The sequence below is a fragment of the Gordonia sp. (in: high G+C Gram-positive bacteria) genome (assembly GCF_012515855.1).
In the GTDB taxonomy this organism is placed as follows: Bacteria; Actinomycetota; Actinomycetes; order Mycobacteriales; family Mycobacteriaceae; genus Gordonia.
The window spans coordinates 1-3115 of sequence record NZ_JAAYXO010000220.1 but is presented as its reverse complement, the minus strand read 5'-3'; the positions used below and the strand labels follow the sequence as shown (position 1 = coordinate 3115).

At 65.1% G+C, this 3115-nt stretch carries 1 protein-coding gene; it reads right to left on the bottom strand.

The features are described from left to right. Positions 1-3056: glutamate synthase large subunit (gene gltB / locus GX543_RS15965; RefSeq protein WP_290853349.1), on the bottom strand; the 3056-nt coding region annotated here is incomplete at its 3' end. Between the last annotated feature and the right edge of the window lie 59 nt (positions 3057-3115).

Below are 3115 nucleotides of genomic sequence, written 5' to 3'. Positions count from 1 at the left end.
AGCTGAGCGAGATCCTCGATCGAGTAGATGTCGTGGTGCGGCGGCGGCGAAATCAAACCGACACCCGGCGTGGAGTGCCGAACCTCGGCAACCCACGGGTACACCTTGTGCGCGGGCAGCTGGCCGCCCTCGCCGGGCTTCGCGCCCTGCGCCATCTTGATCTGGATGTCCGTGCAGTTGCTCAGGTAGTGCGAGGTGACACCGAAACGTCCCGATGCGACCTGCTTGATCGCACTGCGGCGCAGGTCACCGTTCTCGTCGGCGGTGAAACGCTCGGGGTTCTCGCCGCCCTCACCGGAGTTGGAGCGGCCACCGAGACGGTTCATGGCGATGGCCAGCGTCTCGTGCGCCTCGGCGGAGATGGAGCCGTAGCTCATCGCACCCGTCGAGAAACGCTTGACGATCTCGCTGGCAGGCTCCACCTCGTCGAGCGGAATCGACTGGCGCACGCCCTCCTTGAACTCGAACAGACCACGCAGCGCGGCGAGGCGCTCCGACTGGTCGTCCACCATCTTCGTGTACTCCTTGAACACCTTGTACTGACCGGTGCGAGTGGAGTGCTGAAGCTTGAAGACGGTTTCCGGGTTGAAGAGGTGGTACTCGCCCTCACGGCGCCACTGGTACTCGCCACCGACCTCGAGCTCGCGGTGCGCGCGCTCCTCGGGACGATCCAGGTAGGCCCTGGCGTGACGGACCGCGACGTCTGCGGCGATCTCCTCGAGGCCGATGCCACCGAGGTTCGAGTGCAGTCCGGAGAAGTACTCGTCGACCAGTTCCTGCGACAGGCCGATGACCTGGAACAGCTGGGCGCCCGTGTACGAGGCGAGCGTGGAGATGCCCATCTTGGACATCACCTTGAGAACGCCCTTGCCGGCGGCCTTGATGTAGTTGGCGATCGCCTGCTGCAGATCGAGTCCGGGCAGGTCGTTGTTGACGATCATCTCGTCGACGGTCTCGAACGCCATGTACGGGTTGACCGCTGCCGCACCGAAGCCGATGAGGAGCGCCATGTGGTGCACCTCGCGGGCGTCGCCGGCCTCGACGACGAGGCCGACCTTGGTGCGGGTCTTCTCCCGGACCAGGTGGTGGTGCACTGCGGACGTCATCAGCAGCGACGGGATCGGTGCGTACGTCTCGTTGGACTCACGGTCCGACAGGACGATGATGCGCGCACCACCCGCGATGGCCTCGGACACCTGGGAGCGAACGTTGTCGAGCGCCTTGCGCAGGCCCTCGCCGCCCTCGGCAACCGGGTACAGACCGCGGATGATCACGCTGCGGAAGTCCGGGAAGCGCGCGTCGTCGTTGGCGTGGATCAGCTTCGACAGGTCGTCGTTGTGCAGGATCGGCTGCGGCAGGAAGATCTGCCGGCACGATTCCGCGGTGGGGTGCAGCAGGTCGTGCTCGGGGCCGATGGTGCCACCGATGCTGGTGACCACCTCTTCGCGGATCGCGTCGAGTGGCGGGTTGGTGACCTGCGCGAACATCTGCGAGAAGTAGTCGAACAACATCCGCGAACGGTTCGACAGAACCGCGATCGGGGTGTCGGTACCCATCGAACCGAGCGCCTCGGCACCCGACGCCGCCATCGGCTTCACGAGGAGGTCGACCTCTTCGGTGGTGAAACCGAACATCAGCTGACGCAGCAGCACACGCTCGTGCGACATGTAGGTGTAGGGGCGATCCGGCAGATCGTTCATGTGAACGAGGTTCTTGTCGAGCCACTCCTGGTACGGGTGCTCCGCAGCCAGTTCCGACTTGAACTCTTCGTCGTCGATGATGCGTCCCTGCGCGGTGTCGACGAGGAACATGCGCCCGGGCTGCAGGCGGATCTTCTTCACGACGGTGGCGGGATCGATCGGCAGCACGCCGACCTCGGATGCCATGACGACGAGGCCGTCCTCGGTCACCCACAGACGCGACGGACGCAGACCGTTGCGGTCGAGGACCGCACCGATGACCGTGCCGTCGGTGAAGCACACCGACGCCGGTCCGTCCCACGGCTCCATGAGCGTCGAGTGGTACTCGTAGAACGCGCGGTGGGCCGGGTCCATGCTCTCGTGACGCTCCCAGGCTTCGGGGATCATCATGAGCACGGCGTGCGGGAGACTGCGGCCACCGAGGTGCAGCATCTCGAGCACCTCGTCGAAGCGGGCGGTGTCGCTCGCGCCGTTGGTGCAGACCGGGAAGATCTTTTCCAGCTTGTCGGCCCCACCGAAGATGTCGGACTCGATGAGCGCCTCACGGGCACGCATCCAGTTCTCGTTACCGGTGACGGTGTTGATCTCACCGTTGTGGGCGACACGGCGGAACGGATGCGCCAGCGGCCACGACGGGAACGTGTTGGTGGAGAAGCGCGAGTGCACCAGGCCCAGAGCCGATTCGACGCGCTCGTCCTGCAGGTCCAGGTAGAAACCCTTGAGCTGCGGGGTGGTGAGCATGCCCTTGTAGACGAACGTCTGACCGGACAGCGACGGGAAGTACACGGTCTCGCTACCGGGGCCGTCCTGGCCGGCGCCTTCGTTGCCGAGCTCGTGCTCGGTGCGCTTGCGCACGACGTAGGCGCGGCGCTCGAGCTCCATGCCGGTGACGGCGTCGTCTTCGCTACCGATGAAGATCTGACGGAACGTGGGCATCGCGTCGCGCGCGAGTGCGCCCAGGGACGAGTCGTCGGTTCCGACGTCACGCCAACCGAGAACCTTCAGGCCTTCACTCTCGACGATCTTCTCGACGGACTCCGCCGCACATGCAGCATCCGCCTCGCTCTGCGGGAGGAATGCGATACCGGTCGCGTACGCGCCCTCCGCGGGCAACGTGAAGTCGACGACGGCGCGGAAGAACTTGTCCGGCACCTGCAGCAGGATGCCCGCACCGTCACCGGTGTTGGGCTCGGAGCCTGCGGCACCACGATGTTCGAGGTTGACCAGCGCGGTGATCGCCTTCTCGACGATGTCCCTGCTGCGGCGACCCTTCATGTCCACGACGAATGCAACACCACAGGAGTCGTGTTCGTTGGACGGGTGGTAAAGCCCCTGGGGGCTTGGAAGTTGCTTCATACCCAGCCTTCGTATGCCAAAGAATCTGCACCGACGACCAGCAGCGCTGATGGCCATCT